This is a genomic window from Pseudoalteromonas sp. NZS127 (genome assembly GCF_015864805.1).
Taxonomy (GTDB): Bacteria; Pseudomonadota; Gammaproteobacteria; order Enterobacterales; family Alteromonadaceae; genus Pseudoalteromonas; species Pseudoalteromonas nigrifaciens.
In genome coordinates, this window is record NZ_JADYWN010000003.1 from 53,383 (window position 1) to 68,555 (window position 15,173).

Annotated in this window: 9 protein-coding genes; 5 read left to right on the forward strand and 4 right to left on the reverse strand. The window is 39.6% G+C overall.

What is annotated here, in order from left to right; genetic code table 11:
* Positions 1 to 72: 72 nt before the first annotated feature.
* Positions 73 to 819, reverse strand: coding sequence for a YciK family oxidoreductase (locus I6E78_RS03865; protein ID WP_011328024.1), 747 nt, complete (start codon positions 817 to 819; stop codon positions 73 to 75).
* A gap of 206 nt (positions 820 to 1,025) precedes the next feature.
* Between I6E78_RS03865 and I6E78_RS03870 the strand changes: the two genes are divergently transcribed.
* The gene (locus I6E78_RS03870; RefSeq protein WP_197181976.1) at positions 1,026 to 3,455 is read left to right on the forward strand and encodes a VolA/Pla-1 family phospholipase; all 2,430 of its coding nucleotides are present in this window, start codon (positions 1,026 to 1,028) and stop codon (positions 3,453 to 3,455) included.
* 100 nt (positions 3,456 to 3,555) lie between these two features.
* Positions 3,556 to 4,572: a protease SohB gene (sohB, locus tag I6E78_RS03875; protein ID WP_197182083.1), complete on the forward strand. Its 1,017-nt coding sequence runs from the start codon at positions 3,556 to 3,558 to the stop codon at positions 4,570 to 4,572.
* 86 nt (positions 4,573 to 4,658) lie between these two features.
* Here the strand turns inward: sohB and I6E78_RS03880 are convergent, their stop codons facing one another.
* A complete protein-coding gene (locus I6E78_RS03880; protein WP_058373270.1) occupies positions 4,659 to 5,990 on the reverse strand; it encodes a dicarboxylate/amino acid:cation symporter in 1,332 nt (443 codons plus the stop codon).
* Between the two features lie 188 nt (positions 5,991 to 6,178).
* Between I6E78_RS03880 and I6E78_RS03885 the strand changes: the two genes are divergently transcribed.
* Both I6E78_RS03885 and topA read left to right on the forward strand, forming a co-directional pair.
* On the forward strand, positions 6,179 to 9,490 hold the full coding sequence (locus I6E78_RS03885; RefSeq protein WP_197181977.1) for a hypothetical protein: 3,312 nt from the start codon (positions 6,179 to 6,181) through the stop codon (positions 9,488 to 9,490).
* 250 nt (positions 9,491 to 9,740) lie between these two features.
* Positions 9,741 to 12,470 carry a type I DNA topoisomerase gene (gene topA, locus I6E78_RS03890; RefSeq protein WP_197181978.1) on the forward strand — a complete coding sequence of 910 codons (2,730 nt, stop codon included), beginning with the start codon at positions 9,741 to 9,743 and terminating at the stop codon, positions 12,468 to 12,470.
* A 152-nt stretch (positions 12,471 to 12,622) separates the two neighbouring features.
* On the opposite strand, the gene I6E78_RS03895 is transcribed toward topA, so the two are convergent.
* Positions 12,623 to 12,865 (reverse strand): hypothetical protein, encoded by a 243-nt coding sequence (locus tag I6E78_RS03895; RefSeq protein ID WP_011328030.1) that lies wholly within the window; start codon positions 12,863 to 12,865, stop codon positions 12,623 to 12,625.
* A 177-nt stretch (positions 12,866 to 13,042) separates the two neighbouring features.
* On the opposite strand from I6E78_RS03895, the gene I6E78_RS03900 reads away from it, so the two are divergent.
* Complete coding sequence (locus I6E78_RS03900) at positions 13,043 to 13,198, forward strand: hypothetical protein (RefSeq protein WP_197181979.1); 156 nt, start codon at positions 13,043 to 13,045, stop codon at positions 13,196 to 13,198.
* Here I6E78_RS03900 and I6E78_RS03905 read toward each other — a convergent pair.
* A complete protein-coding gene (locus tag I6E78_RS03905) occupies positions 13,170 to 14,795 on the reverse strand; it encodes an alpha-glucosidase family protein (protein WP_197181980.1) in 1,626 nt (541 codons plus the stop codon). The two genes, I6E78_RS03900 and I6E78_RS03905, sit on opposite strands and share 29 nt — an antisense overlap.
* Positions 14,796 to 15,173: the final 378 nt, after the last annotated feature.

Below are 15,173 nucleotides of genomic sequence, written 5' to 3' on the forward strand. Positions count from 1 at the left end.
AAATTAGTTAGACATTAAAAAAGCCGCTCAAAATTTTGAGCGGCTTTTTTTGTATCTACATTAGAGTAATAGCTATTTTTTTACTTGAGCGTCAAGCGACTCGCCATTTACATTACTCGAATCATCACTCATTAAATATAAGTAAGTAGGCATTAAGTCTTCAGGTGTTGCAAGTTTATCTCGGTCTTCACCAGGATAAGCACTAGCGCGCATTGAAGTGCGTGTAGCACCAGGGTTAATACAATTAATACGTATATTGGTTTTACCGACTTCACATGCCCATGTTTGCATCATGCCCTCTACAGCAAATTTCGAAATAGCATAAGGCCCCCAAAATTCGCGACCTTTACGGCCCACGCCAGATGATGTAAATACTACAGATGCATTTTTAGATTTGCGCAGTACAGGAAACAGCGCTTTAGTGATCATAGCTTGCGCGGTGACATTAACCTTCATTATGTTTTCAAAGGTTGACGAGCAAAAGTGCTCAAGTGGTCCTAACGTGCCTAAAATGCCCGCATTATTTAATAAACCATCAAGGCAGCCAAATTGAGACTCTATAGTGGCGGCCAGATCGCGGTAGTTTTGCTTAGTTGCGCCTTTTAAATCCATAGGGACTATTGCCGGTTGTGGATAACCTGCTTTAACAATTTCATCATAAACACATTCTAGTTTATTAGTTGTTTTGCCTAATAAAATAACAGTTGCGCCGTATTTAGCGTATGTAATTGCAGCTACTCGGCCAATTCCATCACCTGCGCCGGTGATTAAAATAACTTTATCTTTAAGTGCATTTTCAGCAGCTTGATAGGTGTTCATAAATGTACCCATGGATGAATTTTTTTTGATTTTAACATAGCAAAACATTAAGTAATCGAATTTATTGTAAATTTAGGTGGCGAAAGTAGAAAGTTTACGTTAAGTTTAACTGGTCTAATGTCTCATTAATAAACTGATTACATTGTTTTAACTTAATATACTTAATAAACACACTATAAAAATAAGATATGTGCGGAGCCAACAATATGAAAAAAATGCTACTCTCACTCTCGGTTACAGCTGCTCTTGCAGGTTGTGGCGGCGGAGAAACGCTAGAAGATGTTAAAAACGATTCGGTTACAGTTATCCCAAAGGCGACGGTAAAGTTTGATCCCGCTAATGGGGTTATATCTGTACCCAATGATTTATTAATGAGCGGTACCCAAGATGGTACTTTAAATATTCCTGGGGAGTTAAATGACGCTAATGTGTCTATTCCTCGTGCTGCTTATGCTAACCCTCAACTTGCACTGGGTGCGCTTGATGGCTGGTCTACTCAAGTTCCTTTTAAAATAGATTTAACTTTCCCACCAAATGTAAGCCTAGATGCCACCTCTGCAGGTACACCAGGTTCAGTACGTATTTTTGAAGTAATAATGGGAGCAAGTTTAACCGATGAACAATGCTCACAAGCACCTGCAGGTGCTGCCTGTAAACTAGTAGGTGAGTTGCAATTTGGTGTTGACTTTATCACCCAAGCATCTGGTGATGCGGTGGCGGTTATTCCACTTAAGCCATTTAAAGCCGGCAGCTCTTATATTAATGTATTAACCACAGAGCTTAAAGACTCACAGGGGCGTGCTATTGAGCCGTCATCTACTTACGCTACAGTAAAACAAGAAGCGCCATTAATTACGCCATCGCAACTAGCGCTACAGGGGGCTGTTAATAGCTACGAAAATGTAGTGGTTAGTTCAGGCAATATTACTAAAGATGAGATTATTTTTTCTGCTGCAATGACCATGCAATCGGCAGGCCCAGTGCTTGGTACAATTAAAAAGTTATTAGCAGCGAGCCTACAAAATCCAAATTTACCGACACCAGCAATTACTGTACCTAATCAGCCAATGGTAAATGTGCAGCAAGTATTTCAATCACAAGGTGTTGCTGTGAGTGATGCCTTTAAAGGTGTGCAATACCAAAAAGGTAGCATTATGTTGCCTATGTATTTAGGTACGCCTACAGGTAAAGATATTAGCGATTTAAACGACACTTATTGGCAAGGCATGTGTGATAACGCAGTTGCTGTATTGGGTTATAAAGCACAAGCAGGTGCTGCATTTCCTACTGATCCAATTAGTGAAAATGACGGCGCATGTGCCGCATTAAGCGATGGGAAATTACGTGATTTAGGGTTAGATAGCACGCGTCATTTAACCAAATATAACTCTATTCCTAAAGTGCAAAGTATGGCCAATGTGCCAGTGCAAGTAACTAAACCTATTTTGCCTATAATTAATGGTGTACGTGCAAGTTTAGAATTAGCACCTATTGCTATGCCTGAAAGTGGCTGGCCTGTAGTTATTATGCAGCACGGTATTACTACTAATAAAGAAACTATGTTGACATTAACGGCGCAGCTTTCTATTCAGGGTTTTGCCACAATTGCAATTGATCACCCGCGCCATGGCGAGCGAGGAATCGACGTAGATGCTGACGGTATCGATGATTTTAATGCAACCACAGGTTCGGTACTTAGTTATATGAACCTAAGCTCACTGCTTGTTGCCCGTGATAGTTTACGCCAATCAAGCGCCGACTTATTAGGCTTGCGTCTTGGTCTAAACTTTATTAATGATACAACTATAAACAGTAAAGATGTGACTTATGTTGGTCACTCACTGGGTTCAATTGTAGCGCCGGCGTTTATTGCCCAAGCAAATAGCCCAATGGCTGAAACACTTGACCCACTGTTTAACGTTAATACAGTTGCGCTTGCAAGTGGCGGCGGTGGTATTGCCAGTTTCTTACTAGAATCACCTGCGTTTGGCCCATTTATTCAAGGTTCGGTGTTATCACAAGCAGGTACAACCGAAGCAACGGAGTTTAATGCATTTTTACAAGGTGATGCAATTTCTAACTGCGGTGTGTTACTGCCAAATATGCAAGACTTCCTATCATGTGGTTACACCGAATATGCAACGGCTTTAACTATGGCTGGCGAAACGGGTAAGCTGGCAAATATTAAAGGCGTAATGACACAATTTGCTTTTGCAGCGCAAACTGCACTAGATAGTGGCGACCCAACTAATTATGCCGCAACCGTTAAAGCACTCGAAACGCCTGTATATATGAACGTGGTAGTGGGTGATGGCGCAGGCAATAAGTCAGATCAAGTTATTCCTCCAAGTGTTGCTAGCAATCCGCTTGCAGGTAGTTTACCACTGGCCAACTTTATGGGCTTAGAAACAGTGAGCACCTCACAAGCACCTAGTGCCACGCCGTCTAGCTATTTAGTTAAATTTACTAAAGGGCATCATGGTTCAGTATTAACACCAGCGCCTAGCGAAGAGGCGGGTTCGGATGCTGCAGGTAGCTTAGCTGCTAACTCTGAAATGCAATTGCAAATTGCAACTTACTTAGCCGCTCGTGGTCGCTTGTTGTTAATTACAAATAGTGATGTTGTGACCGATTAATAGCTTACAACGCAATTAAGTAACCAAAGCCACTGTTTAGTGGCTTTTTTTTGTTAAAAAGCATGCTAAATTAGCTGAAATTTATAAATGGAGAAAAGTGTTGGAATTTTTATACGAATACGGTTTGTTTTTCGCTAAAACGGTTACTTTTGTTATTGCTATAGCCATTATTTTAATGCTGATAGTTGGTGCGGCAGTTAAGCCAAAAGCTAAAAAGGGTGAAATACAAATAGATAATATATCTGAACAACTAGATAATATTAAACAAAGCTTTTTACACAATACTTTAGGTAAAAAAGAACTTAAAGCACATCAAAAAAAGCTTAAGGCAGACAATAAAAAAAATGACAATAAAGAGCCAAAACCACGATTATATGTGGTTGATTTTATAGGCAGTATGGATGCACATGAAGTAGAGAGTTTAAGAGAGGAAATAACCGCTATTATTTCTATTGCTGATGCGAGCAAAGATAAAGTACTGATTCGTTTAGAAAGTGGTGGTGGGGTAGTTCATGGTTATGGGCTGGCAGCTTCACAGTTACAGCGCATTAAAAATGCAGGTATACCTTTGAGTGTTGCTATAGATAAAGTGGCAGCAAGTGGTGGTTATATGATGGCTTGTGTTGCTGATGAAATTATTGCAGCGCCATTTGCTATTGTAGGCTCGATTGGCGTAATAGCGCAGATACCTAACTTTAATAAAATATTAAAGAAAAACGATGTGGAATTTGAGCAAATAACCGCAGGGGAGTTTAAACGCACCCTTACTTTATTTGGCGAAAATACTGATAAAGCGCGTGAAAAATTTCGTGAAGAAATTGAGCAAACTCATGGTTTATTCAAAACTTTCGTAAGCACACAGCGCCCAAGTTTAGATATAAGCTCAGTGGCTACAGGTGAGCATTGGTTTGCAACTCAAGCAATTGAGAAAGGCTTAGTGGATGTTATAAAAACCAGTGATGATGCCTTGCTTGAACAACAAGATGAGCGCCAAATTTATAAGATTAAATATAAGATTAAAAAAGGTTTAAGTGACAAGTTAGCACTTGGTTTTAGTAGTGCAGTTAATAAGGCCGGGGTTAATTTAGTTTCTAAGTTTAAATCATTAAACCCATAAATAGTGGATTACTTTAAGCTTAATTAGCTTTGGCCAATAAAAAACCCTTGAACTAATCAAGGGTTTTTTTAATGCGAAGTTATTTATTAACTCATAGGTTTACTTATGTTTTCTAAATCTTTCGCTGCATTAGGGTCATTATAAATAGACTCATCTAACTGACCTTCAGACTTAGCAACCACACAGGTAACCATACAGTCACCCGTAATATTAACTGCAGTGCGGGTCATATCTAGTAATCTATCTACACCAATAATTATTGCAATCCCCTCTACTGGTAGGCCAACTTGATTAAGTACCATAGCTAACATAATTAAGCCAACACCCGGTACGCCGGCTGTGCCAACAGACGCTAGCGTAGCCGTTAAAATTACCATTAAGTAATCAGAAATGGTTAAATCAACACTAAACACTTGTGCAATAAATACAGTGGCAACCCCTTGCATAATGGCAGTGCCATCCATGTTTATGGTTGCACCTAGTGGAATAGTAAATGAAGCGACAGAGTTATTAACCCCGAGTTTTTTAGTGGCTGTTTCAAGAGTAATTGGCATAGTTGCACTTGAGCTTGAAGTACTAAAACCAAATAAACAAGCGTGTTTCATTTTCTTTAAAAAAGTTACAGGGTTTAAACCCGTCAATAGTTTTAATAACAAACTGTAATTTACAAACGCATGTAATAATAAAGCGGCAACCACTACAAAAAAGTACTTAGCCAAGCTAACAATTAAGTTTAACTCTATGGTGGTAAATAACTTTGCCATTAAGAAAAACACCCCGTAAGGCGCAACGTTCATTAACAAAGTAACTAGTTTTAAAATTACCGTATTTAGGTCTTCAAAAACAACGGCTACGCGTTTTCCTGCATTACCACTAAGTGCCATAGCAATACCAAACAGTAATGCGAAAACAATAACTTGTAGCATATTACCTTTTGCCATAGCTTCAAAAGGGTTGGTTGGAAACATATCTATAATAACGCGCGCTAAGGTAGGTGCCTCAGATACGTCGTAACTTGCATCTGTTGGCAAATCAATACCCACGCCAGGGCTAAACAGTAAAGCCAAAGTAATAGCCAGAGTAATAGCTAAGGCTGTGGTAATTAAATATAAACCAATTGATTTACCACCCAAACTGCCTAATTTTTTAGGATCGCTTAAGCTACATGTGCCACACACTAAAGATACAAATACTAAAGGAACAACCAGCATTTTTAAGCTGGCAATAAATATTTGCCCACCAATGTGAAAAATCCCATCAACAAAAAAAGCTTTAATTGGCAAAGAGAATAACCCAAGTGGTATTAGGTAATCGTCTTCACCAGCTAATATAGCTTGAAATAAAAAGCCTACGGCAATACCTAGTGCCATGCCTATCATTATGCGAGTTGTTAAGCTCATTGAACGTATTTTCGACATATTCCCAATCTATTTTTTATAAATTTGGCACAGCCTACCAGCATGTAAATATTTATACAGAAAAATTTATTAATAATTTAAATTTTTTATCAAAGAAAGTATCAAAAAACTGTGATTTTAGACTAGGTTATAGGTTAACATGAGGTAAACAATATAAAGTTAATAATAATAACGCTAGGGAGAGGTTTATGCCTTTAACACGACTGCTAAGCATTATGATGCTCAGCTTTTTTATCACAGCTTGTGGTGGTGGTGGCTCACTTGAAAAGGAGGGCAGTATAGGTGATGGTAACGGAGGAACAACACCTGATGTACCCACCTACGCCGTTACGCTTCAAGGCTACTCCCAAGAGGATGGCAGTGCATCGAATACTGTTACAGCGGCCTCTGCGCTAGATTTACGGGCTACACTAAAACGAGATGGTGAAGTGGTTGCCGGTAAACGAATTACTTTTACTCTGGTTGACGATATTGGTGGTTTGAATCCTTTGTCAGCACTTACACAAAATGACGGTATTGCTACCGTGGAATTAACTGCAGGCGTTGATGCCGGAGCCGGTGAAGTTACTGCGTCATACATTGTTGATGGTGAGAGTTATGAGGGGAGCTTTGCTTTTCAATCAACAGGAGGTCAGGGCGACGATACTGGCGTGTCTGGTTCCACCACGCTAACGGTCAATATTGTTGATAAGATAGGTGAAAAGTTTTCAGACACTAATCCAGTCACTGCAATTAATCCAGGCACAGTAATAGCTACGTTACAAAATGATGGCGTAGCACTAAGTGAACAACTGATCACGTTTACAACTAAATTTACTGGTAAAATCACTCCAGACCTTGGTACTGCGATTACAAATAGCGCAGGCGAAGCACGTGTCACACTCTCTAGTGGTAATTTTAAAGGTGCTGGCCAAGTTGTTGCTAGTTATACATCAAGTAATTCAGCGTCAGTAAGTAATACAGCTGTTTTTTATTCATCGGGTGACTCTGCCCCAATTAACTTGGCACGCTTTTCGGTATCGGTTAAATTATTAACCGGATGTTTGGCTGGCTGGGATGATAATCGAGATGCGGTTAAGCTCGATCCAACTCAAGTTTCATCTGGATGTACAATAGCGAATACTATTTCATCTTCTGAGTTAGGTGAGTTATTTATAGAGGTAACAGATGAACAAAGTGGCGAAGGTACTAAGAGTTCACTAGTAAATATTTCGACTAACTTAGGATCAGTATTGCCCTCTTCTGGTACAGCACTTACCGATAATTTTGGTGTTGCATTACTTAAATTACAACCAGGAAATACAGGTGGTGCAGGAACTGTAACAGCGAGATCGTTAGGTGAAAGTGCAGCCATTAACTTTGCAGTCGGGATTGCAGATTTAACTCTTGAGGTTAACAACGGTTTAAATAAAGATGCTGCTGGAAATGTTATTCCTTTAAAAGCAGGCGGCAGTACAGTTATTGAAGTAACACTGCGTGATGAAGCAGGCAATTTATATTTAACCCCGACTGATGTTGAGTTTAGTTCAACTTGTGTTATTAGTGGTCAGTCAGTAATAGACGCCTCGGTTAAATCTTCTGGTGGTATCGCGACCTCAACGTATCGTGCAACAGGCTGTAGCATTGATGACGATATTAATATCACAGTAGAAACTGGCGGTAAAAACTTTACAATAGCGACGACTATCCCAGTAGAGACCTCAGCGGTGCAGTCAATTCAATTTGTTGATGTAAGTGAAACATTTATAGCGCTTCCTCCGGGTGAAGGCGGTGCGCCAACACAATCTATTGTTAAATTTAAATTGTTAGATGCTGACGGTATTGTATCAACACAACAACGTATCGATTTTAAACTAACCGATTCAATTGGTGCCGCTAAGTTAACATCGCTAAGTGGAAACACAGATAGTAATGGCTTTGTCCAAACTACTGTAACGTCGGGTATAGTTCCAGGCCCGTTAGTTGTTAAAGCCTGTTACATTTCTAAAGTTGATGTAAGCAATTTACCTGCAGGTGATGATTTAACCTGTTGGGTTGATGATTTTGAACTTTGCCAAACGGATCCAAACAATGCAATTTGCCCGGAAGGTACACTTAACTTAGTGCCACTATCGGAGCAAATTAGCTCAGTTTCATCACAATTAACTTTGGCATCTGGAGTAACTGATCAAAATAGTTTTGATGCAAGCCCTGTTATATTTAATACAAATTCATTAAATTATAATGGCGTAACTACAGATATTACGGTGTTTTTTGGTGACCAGTTTAATAACTATAATGGCGACGGTGTTGAAGCCACCATTTTAGCAGAAGCCGGCGTTATAGGCTCATCAAGTAATGAAGTTACCTGTAAAACAAATGATGCCACTTGTGTTGTTACTTGGCGCTCACAAGGCGACCGCCCTTTTTATGAAAAAAAATGGGGTAATCGTATTGGCGAAATTGACAACGACCCTTCAACAACTGAAGGAATTAACCCAAAAACAGGGTTAGTAAACTGTGACCCTTACTTTGGCTCAGCAGCGCCGTGTATTAATGGTATTAAGCGCGCCAAAAACAGCCCCGATGGTGTTGTTATGGGTGGTCGCGTAAGCATTCTGGCTGTTACAAAAGGTCAAGAAAACTTTGTTGATGAAGAGTCAACAGCGACAGTGCAACGCAGAAATGGCTTATTTGATATCGGTGAATACTATGCAAGTTACGACTTACCAGAAGCGTTTATTGACCATAATGAAAATGCCTCGTTCGATAAAGCTAATTGTGGTGATGCTAATGATCCAGTAAGTGACGCGTGTTCAGAACTCAATTCACGTGGCGGCCATAACGAAACTTGGCGTGATCTAAATAATGACGGAATTTATAATTTAGCCGATGGTAAATACAATGGTTTATTATGTAGTGAAGCGGCTAGTACAGCAGGTGAATGCTCACGCGAATTGATTGAAGTACGCAAGCAGTTTGAGCTAGTAATGTCAGGGGATGATCCATATTTACGTTTTTCTGTATTAAAAACTAACAATATATTGCCAGCGCCTTATGAAGTTTATGTGCCGGCAGATTGTTCAGCTTCTATTGCGGGTAATTTCGAAACCTCAGATACCATAGAACGTTGTGATGTTGATGCAATCGATTTATCTACGGTGAGTGTCGATAATCCGGCATACGATGGGACCGATCCTTCAGTACCAGAGAAAATAGATATTGGTTTAGGCGGCATCACAGTTCGTATTCATTATACTGATGAATTTGGTAATCCATTACCTGCAGGTACAACGATTTCGCTTTCAACGACAAATGGTGACTTATCCATCATTGAAAGTAGTGATGTGGTTCCGAATACTAACCGCGATACGCCAATGTATTCAGATGTTAGGATTTCACGAGAAGCCGATGGTAACGATAAATTTGATGGCATACTATCTATAACATTCGAGTTCAAAACTCAGTCGGGTAGTACAAAAACAGTTAAAAAAGGTATCGCGATATTTGATAGTAAATAAAAACTAAATTGAAAAATGCCAACCATAAGGTTGGCATTTTTTGTTTCTATTCTATATATTCCCCATCAATTACTCTAAAAACACCTGTTTGTTTAAATTAAACGCAGAAATTGTTCGTTTATTCGCTTAAAACTGAAAAGTTTGTATTAAAAGCTTGTAACAATTAGTGTTTGTAGATATACCTATAAATATTCGTGCCGCTTATGTCGGCTAAACACATTTTAAAAAACTTGGTTAGAAATAGGCAACTATGGGCAAATCGCTAGTAATTGTAGAGTCACCTGCTAAGGCTAAAACAATTAATAAATATTTAGGTAATGACTTCATCGTAAAGTCCAGTATTGGGCACGTGCGAGATTTACCTACTTCAGGTTCTGGAAAAAACAAAGTGCCAGCGACTAAAACGCCGGCTGAAGTGCGTAAATTACCGCCTGAAGAGAAAGCAGCGTATAAAAAGCAACGAGACTATTCTAACTTAGTCGCGCGTATGGGTATTGACCCTGATAAAGGCTGGGAACCACATTACGAAATACTGCCAGGAAAAGAAAAGGTAGTACAAGAGCTTAAAAAGCTTGCCGAAAACGCTGACCAAATATACCTCGCAACGGATTTGGATAGAGAAGGGGAAGCAATTGCTTGGCACCTTCAAGAAATTATTGGCGGTGAACCTGCAAAATATAAGCGTGTGGTTTTTAACGAAATTACAAAAAACGCAATTCAGCAAGCATTCGAAACACCCGGTGAGCTTAATACCGATATGGTATATGCACAGCAAACACGTCGCTTTTTAGACCGTGTTGTTGGTTTTATGGTATCGCCCTTACTGTGGGCAAAAGTGGCACGTGGACTTTCGGCTGGACGCGTACAATCGGTAGCAGTGCGCTTACTCGTTGAGCGTGAACGCGAAATTAAAGCGTTTATACCTGAAGAATTTTGGGATATTCATGCTGATGTTAAAAATGCAGAGTCAGAGTTACGCTTAGAAGTAGCCAAACAAGCAGGCAAGCCATTTAAGCCTGTAAATGAAGCCCAGGCTAGCGCAGCAGTTAAAAGCCTTGAGAATGCAGAATACAAAGTTATAAGCGTTGACGAAAAACCAAGTAAAAGTCGCCCAAGTGCGCCTTTAATCACCTCAACTATGCAACAAGCAGCCAGTACACGTTTAGGCTATGGCGTTAAAAAAACCATGATGCTAGCGCAGCGCTTGTACGAAGGCGGTTACATTACCTATATGCGTACCGACTCAACTAATCTGTCAAAAGATGCGGTTGCTATGTGTCGCGAATATGTAACAGAGCAATTTGGTGAAAAATACTTACCTAAAGATCCTATTAATTATAGTTCAAAAGGCAATGCACAAGAGGCGCATGAAGCAATTCGTCCATCTAGTGTAACTGTGCTTTCGGGTCATATTGAAGGGGTTGATGCCGATGCTAAAAAACTATATGAGCTAATTTGGCGTCAATTTGTAGCGTGCCAAATGGTACCTGCAGAATACGACCTAACGACATTAACGGTAGCAGCAAACGACTTCCAACTAAAAGCCAAAGGCCGTGTGCTACGCTTTGATGGTTGGACTAAAGTACAGCCTGCTATTCGTAAAAAGAACGAAGAAGATCAGTCTTTACCTGCAGTAACAGTAGGCGAAACATTAACGTTAATCGAGCTTGATCCTAAGCAACACTTTACTAAACCGCCAGCGCGTTTTAGCGAAGCGAGTTTAGTAAAAGAGCTTGAAAAACGCGGTATTGGCCGCCCATCTACTTATGCATCTATTATTTCTACTATTCAAGATCGTGGTTATGTACGGGTTGAAAACCGTCGTTTCTTCGCTGAAAAAATGGGTGAAATAGTTACCGACCGCTTAGTAGAAAATTTTGAAGACTTAATGAACTTTGACTTTACCGCCAAAATGGAAGGTCGTTTAGATGACATCGCCGAAGGCGAGCGCATTTGGACCGAAGTACTCGATAAGTTTTATGCCGACTTTTCAACGCAATTAACTGTTGCGAAAGACGAGCCTGAAAATGGCGGAATGCGTCTTAATGAAATGGTCGAAACTGATATTGAATGTCCGACTTGTAGCCGTAAAATGGGTATTCGTACCGCATCTACTGGCGTGTTCTTAGGGTGTACTGGCTATAACTTACCACCAAAAGAGCGCTGTACAACAACGATGAACTTAGTATCGGGCGATGAAGCCGTTGCCGCAGATAGTGCCGATGCAGAAGATCTTGAAACCGAAACATTAATGCAAATGAAACGTTGCCCAATTTGTGAAACGGCAATGGATTCATACCTAATCGACGAAACCCGTAAATTACATGTGTGTGGTAATAACCCAGCATGTAGTGGCCACGTAGTTGAGCAAGGCACGTTTAAAATTAAAGGCTATGACGGACCACTTATTGAGTGTGATAAGTGTGGCGCTGATATGGAATTAAAATCGGGACGTTTTGGTAAATACTTTGGTTGTAATAACGACGAATGTAAAAACACCCGTAAGTTACTTAAAAATGGCGAAGCTGCGCCGCCAAAAGAAGACCCTGTTCACATTACCGAATTAGAATGTGAAAAGTCAGATGCGTATTTTGTTTTACGTGATGGCGCTGCAGGTATTTTCTTGGCTGCAAATACCTTCCCTAAATCGCGCGAAACACGTGCGCCTAAGGTTGAAGAGTTACAACGCTTTAGAGACCGTATTTCACCTAAGTTTTATTACTTAGCCGATGCACCAGCACAAGATCCAGATGGAAACTTAGCTGTTGTACGCTACAGCCGTAAAAATAAAGAGCAGTATGTAATGACCGAAGTCGACGGTAAAGCGACCGGTTGGACTGCGCATTATGTTGCGGGTAAGTGGGTTGAAGAAGCGAAGAAAAAAGCAGCACCCAAAAAGAAAGCAGCTGCTAAAAAAGCGCCTGCTAAAACTAAGGCTAAAACTAAGGCTAAAGCAAAAACTAAAAAAGATGCTGAATAAATAATACTAATATAAGTATTTAATTTTTCTCTTTTTGAAAGCAATAAAAAACCGGAATACACTTTGAGTGTCGATTCCGGTTTTTTTATATCTAATTAAAAGTGTTCGCAACGGCTGTATTAGCAATAGACTTAATTAGACAATAAATTTAATTAAATTTTTACAGCAGAAACTTTTTTGTAGCCTTCTGATACAAGCTCATCATTCACGCACTTTAATACATAGCCATAAAGCTCTTCATTGCTTACGTCGTCATCTTTAGCCCAGTTAACACACATTTCTGTGTATTCTTTAACTGTTTCAGCTGAAGCGTCCGCCGCATCTTCTGCAACCACATTAAGTGCAGACAGTGCAAATAGAGGTGCTACGATTAATGCTAGCAATGCTTTGTTCATTTGTTTATTCCTAAAAAATGTTATGACAATTGTTGTTTAAAACAAGTGTACCCAAGCCAGAACAACTCTGTTGGTATGCTGATTTTTAATCGAATTTGAAATAAAAGATAACGAAATATTTTTATCGTCAGGATAAGTAAGTTGAGTGTTAAAATTTAATGGTAATTAGGAGCATACATGGACGAATCTTCAAGATCTAAGCTAACCAAAACAAATAAAATAGAATCGGTATTGGAGTGTTTTATAGTTGTAAGCTATAAAAAGCCTGAGCGTACTCAGGCTGTTGTTTTTATATTAAATGACTTTAGCTACATTGGGCGTAATAGCAGCTAAATCCGTTCATTGTTAGCTGGTTATTACTCAAAATAGCATTGTGATGCGAAAGCGTGTCATACGCTTTAGTTATAGCCACCGGCAAACTTAATGTTGCTTGTTGCGCACTTAAATTAAATACACACAGCATTTTTTCATTATTAAGTGTTCTATAAAATGCCAGAATGGGTTCAGCCGTTTGGATAAACTCAATATCGCCTGTAATCATTACCGCTTGCGTTTTACGCCAAGCCATAAATTCACGGTATGCGTTTAAAATAGAGTTTTTGTCGTCATTTTGCTCTGCTACCGATTGCGACTTATGTGCAGCATCTACAGGTAACCAAGGCTTATTTTCACTAAATCCAGCATAATCTACTTGCTCATTTTCCCAAGGAATTGGAGTTCTACAGCCATCACGTCCTTTAAAGTTAGGCCAAAATGTAATTCCGTAAGGGTCTTGTAAGTCTTCAAAGGCCACGTTTGCCTCGCCCAAGCCTAGCTCTTCACCTTGATACATACATACACTACCACGCAGTGAAGCGAGTAGGGCTGTAAGCATTTTACATTGAGCAGGGTTAATTTCGCCATTATCGCTCCAACGGCTCGCAACACGCTCTACATCATGGTTACTAAACGCCCAGCAAGGCCAGCCTTCAGTCATTTGCTGTTCAAGGGTTTGCACTGTTGTTCTAATGTATTCACTAGAGTAGTCATCAGTGAGTAATTCAAAACTGTAACCCATGTGTAGCTTATCGCCACCTTGCGTATACTGCGCCATGGTAGCGAGTGAATCTTCAGACGATATTTCACCCAATGAAACCGCACCTGGGTACTTATTAAGTAAGGCACGAATGTCTTGCATAAATTCGATGTTTTCTGGTTGGGTGTTGTTGTAATAGTGATACTGAAATGCGTACGGATTGTCTTCACTAAAACCACGGCCTTGGCGCTTATCTTTTGGTTTTGCAGGATTGTCGCGTAATTGCGCATCGTGGTAGCAAAAGTTAATTGCATCGAGCCTAAAGCCATCTACACCTTTTTTCAGCCAAAATTCCACGTTATCAAGCACCGCTTGTCTAACATCTGGATTATGAAAGTTTAAATCGGGCTGCTCGGTTAAAAAGTTATGTAAATAATACTGACCTCGGCGTGGCTCCCACTGCCATGCTGGGCCGCCAAAAATAGATAACCAATTATTAGGTGCTGTACCATCTTCTTTTGACTCAGCCCAAACATACCAATCAGACTTATCGTTAGTGGTGTTTTCGCGGCTATCTAAAAACCATTGGTGTTGATCAGAGGTATGGCTAAGCACTTGGTCAATAATAATTTTTATATCGCGGGCATGCGCTTGTTCAATTAGCGCATCAAAATCGTTTAAATCACCAAATATTGGGTCAATATCTCGGTAGTCGCTAATATCGTAACCAAAGTCTTTCATTGGCGATTTAAAAAATGGTGAAATCCAAATAGCATCAACGCCTAAGCTTTTAATATAATCAATGCGATTAATTATCCCCTTTAAGTCACCAATACCATCATTGTTGCTATCTTGAAAGCTACGCGGATAAACCTGATAAATTACCGCACCTTTGTACCACTGCTGTTGGGCCATGCTTTTCTCCGTCATTGCACACCGTATTTCGATTACGCTAAATATGGTTTGTTAACTCACCATATAATATTTCTAAAAAGCATACGTGAAGCCCGTGATTCTGTAAAAATACTGCATACGTATGCAGTAAAATACACATTTTTTAAGTATCAAAAAAATCACAAAAAACCCATTAAATATTTTAAATTGCCAACAAAACAACCTTACCAATTAAGTTTTTAAATTGATTTATCGGTATGTTTTTATTTTAATTTAATATTAACAATGGCTTGAGTGTATAGCTTCAAGGTTTCTTTGGTCTTACCAATTACACACTCAACAATAAGCGTATACAGAGCAGGGATCAGCTTAAATATGGTTATTTTTATGCAGTTTACA

Excerpts from the sequence above, each read along its gene's own strand:
- I6E78_RS03885 (WP_197181977.1), top strand. The coding sequence starts at position 6,179 with ATGCCTTTAACACGACTGCTAAGCATTATGATGCTCAGCTTTTTTATC.
- I6E78_RS03880 (WP_058373270.1), bottom strand. The coding sequence starts at position 5,990 with ATGTCGAAAATACGTTCAATGAGCTTAACAACTCGCATAATGATAGGC.
- I6E78_RS03900 (WP_197181979.1), top strand. The coding sequence starts at position 13,043 with ATGGACGAATCTTCAAGATCTAAGCTAACCAAAACAAATAAAATAGAA.
- I6E78_RS03895 (WP_011328030.1), bottom strand. The coding sequence starts at position 12,865 with ATGAACAAAGCATTGCTAGCATTAATCGTAGCACCTCTATTTGCACTG.
- I6E78_RS03865 (WP_011328024.1), bottom strand. The coding sequence starts at position 819 with ATGAACACCTATCAAGCTGCTGAAAATGCACTTAAAGATAAAGTTATT.
- I6E78_RS03905 (WP_197181980.1), bottom strand. The coding sequence starts at position 14,795 with ATGGCCCAACAGCAGTGGTACAAAGGTGCGGTAATTTATCAGGTTTAT.
- topA (WP_197181978.1), top strand. The coding sequence starts at position 9,741 with ATGGGCAAATCGCTAGTAATTGTAGAGTCACCTGCTAAGGCTAAAACA.
- I6E78_RS03870 (WP_197181976.1), top strand. The coding sequence starts at position 1,026 with ATGAAAAAAATGCTACTCTCACTCTCGGTTACAGCTGCTCTTGCAGGT.